Here is a 2,105-nt window from a genome sequence, read left to right as displayed (position 1 = left end):
ACCTCATCCAGGGCGGCGACCTGACCAACGCCATCGTGATCGCCGACTACGCCGTCCCCCAGGACCGCCTCGACGCCCTGGCCCAAAAAATGGGCAAGGAGAGCGTGGAGGTGAACGAACAGGGTATCCTGAACACCATCGACCTGAAGTTCCACAACGAGCCGGCCCGCCACAAGCTGCTGGACGTGATCGGCGACATCAGCCTCCTGGGCGTGTCCATCAAGGGCCGCATCCTGGCCACCAAGCCGGGCCACGGCGTGAACGTAGAGTTCACCAAGTTGCTGAAGAAAGCCTACCTGGAGCAGAAGCGCCTCAAGGGGCGCCCCTACTACAACCCCAACGACACCCCGGTCTTCAACAGCGTGGAGATCCAATCGTACATGCCCCACCGCTACCCCTTTTTGCTGATCGACAAGATCATCGAGATGGGCGAGAACCACATCGTGGGCCTCAAGCACCTGAGCGTGAACGAGGAGTTCTTTCAGGGCCACTTTCCGGGCAACCCCGTGATGCCCGGCGTACTCCAGATCGAGGCGATGGCCCAGACCGGTGGTCTCCTCGTACTGACCCAGCAGGACGACCCCTACGGCTGGGACACCTACTTCCTGAAGGTGGACAACGCCAAGTTCAAAAATTTCGTAACGCCGGGGGATACCGTCCTCTTCAAGATGGAACTCATCGCCCCCGTCCGCCGGGGCCTCTGCCAGATGCGGGGAACCGCCTATGTCGGTAATAAGATCGTATCCGAAGCCGACCTCGTGGCCCAAATCGTAAAGCGTAGCTAGTATGTCCATTCACTCCATGAGTTCCGTTCATCCCAATGCTCAACTCGCCTCCGGCGTGACCGTCGGCCCCTTCACCCTCATCGAGGACGACGTGGAGATCGGCGAGGGTACGGTGATCCACAACAACGTGACCATCTACGCCGGCAGCCGCATCGGCAAGAACGTCCGGATTTTCCCCGGTGCCGTGATCGGGGCCATTCCCCAGGACCTGAAATTTGCCGGGGAATACACCACGGCGGTGGTGGGCGACAATACCACCATCCGCGAGCACGTGACCATCAACCGGGGAACGGCCGCGGCCATGACCACCGTGGTGGGTAAAAACTGCCTGCTGATGGCCTACGCCCACGTGGCCCACGACTGCATTCTGGGCGATAATATCATCATCGCCAACAACGTCAACCTCGCCGGCCACGTCACCCTGGAGGACCACGTGATCATCGAGGGGCAGTGCGGCGTCCAGCAGTTCGTGCGCATCGGCCGCCACAGCTTCATCGCCGGGGGCAGCCTGGTGCGCAAGAGCGTGCCGCCCTACATCCGCGCGGCCCGCGAACCGCTGAGTTACATCGGCGTGAACCGGATCGGGCTCCAGCGGCGGGGGTACAGCATCGACACCATCAACGCCATCCACGAGATTTACCGCATCCTGTTCGTGAAGGGGCTCAACATTACCAACGCGGTGACCGAAATCGAGGCGTCCGTGCCCGTCAGCGACGAGCGCGACGAGGTGGTCCGCTTCATCACCAACACCGAGCGGACGGGCATCATCCGCAGCTTCCAGGCCCTGCAGGATGTGGCCTGAACCGAGTTCAATCACCCTTAGCGGCGTCGGCAAGAAATTTACCCGCCAGTGGATCCTGCGGGAGTACTCGGACCAGTTCATCTCCGGCGTCATCACCGGCGTGCGGGGCCGCAACGGCTCCGGCAAGAGTACCCTGCTGCGGTTGCTGGCCGGTCAGCTTACCCCCAGCCGGGGTAGCGTGGTTTTTCGTTACGGCAACCAGCCGGTCGCTCCGGCGGAGCACTTTCGCCACGTCCGCTGGGCCGGGCCTTACTTCGAACTGCCGGAAGAACTGACGATTGCGGAGTTTTTAAAATTTCACTTTACGCAGAAAGCCGTTCTGAAGGAATTGGGCGGCGTGGCGCAGGTGCAAGAATTTACCGGTTTGGGGCACGTCCGTAACCGCCAACTCCTGGACTGCAGCAGCGGGATGAGACAGCGCATCTTGTTAGCGTCGGCCCTTTACTCGGCCACGCCCGTCCTGCTACTCGATGAGCCTACGGTCACCCTCGACGAGGCCGCCGCCCGGTGGTTTCAGG

At 61.8% G+C, this 2,105-nt stretch carries 3 protein-coding genes; all 3 read left to right on the top strand.

What is annotated here, in order from left to right:
- The coding region (gene fabZ, locus WBA11_RS14550; protein WP_424521387.1) for a 3-hydroxyacyl-ACP dehydratase FabZ at positions 1-785 on the top strand (785 nt) is incomplete at its 5' end.
- A 1-nt stretch (position 786) separates the two neighbouring features.
- Positions 787-1,587, top strand: coding sequence for an acyl-ACP--UDP-N-acetylglucosamine O-acyltransferase (lpxA, locus tag WBA11_RS14545; protein WP_424521386.1), 801 nt, complete (start codon positions 787-789; stop codon positions 1,585-1,587).
- On the top strand, positions 1,577-2,105 hold a 529-nt coding region (locus WBA11_RS14540), incomplete at its 3' end, for an ABC transporter ATP-binding protein (protein WP_424521385.1). The genes lpxA and WBA11_RS14540, both read left to right, overlap by 11 nt.

This window comes from Rubrivirga sp. (genome assembly GCF_049648075.1).
GTDB lineage: Bacteria > Bacteroidota > Rhodothermia > Rhodothermales > Rubricoccaceae > Rubrivirga.
Note: the sequence above shows the minus strand (reverse complement) of the source record. Positions and strands in the feature narration are given on the sequence as shown.

Coding starts and splice junctions, on each gene's coding strand:
- lpxA (WP_424521386.1), top strand. CDS start 787: ATGTCCATTCACTCCATGAGTTCCGTTCATCCCAATGCTCAACTCGCC.